Annotated in this window: 1 protein-coding gene; it reads left to right on the top strand. The window is 52.9% G+C overall.

Features of this window, described 5'->3' with window-relative positions; all coding sequences use genetic code 11:
- Positions 1-393, top strand: a 393-nt coding sequence (locus C5471_RS25540) for an RHS repeat-associated core domain-containing protein (RefSeq protein ID WP_166296723.1), incomplete at both ends; no start/stop codon positions are given.

Below are 393 nucleotides of genomic sequence, written 5' to 3'. Positions count from 1 at the left end.
ACTACTGGTACCACACTGATATCAACGGTGCGCCGCTGGAAGTCACGAACGAGGAAGGGAAAATAGCGTGGGCGGGAAAATATCGCCTTTTTGGCGAACTGGATGGCTCGCCGCTGGCTTACTTCACTGATCCGGCCCTGTCATCAACCGACTATGATTTCAGGCAAAACCTGCGTTATGCGGGCCAATACTTTGACAATGAGACTGGGCTGCATTTTAATACGTTCAGGTATTATGCCCCGGAGACAGGCCGGTTTATTACGCCCGACCCGCTAGGGCTGGCAGGGGGCCTGAATCCGTATGCGTACGTTCATAATCCGGCGAATTGGATTGATCCTCTGGGATTGGCGGGTTGTGATCCTACTGGATACCATAAACGCAAGGCCCTTCGAA

Source organism: Photorhabdus tasmaniensis, assembly GCF_011189505.1.
In the GTDB taxonomy this organism is placed as follows: Bacteria; Pseudomonadota; Gammaproteobacteria; order Enterobacterales; family Enterobacteriaceae; genus Photorhabdus; species Photorhabdus tasmaniensis.
Note: the sequence above shows the minus strand (reverse complement) of the source record. Positions and strands in the feature narration are given on the sequence as shown.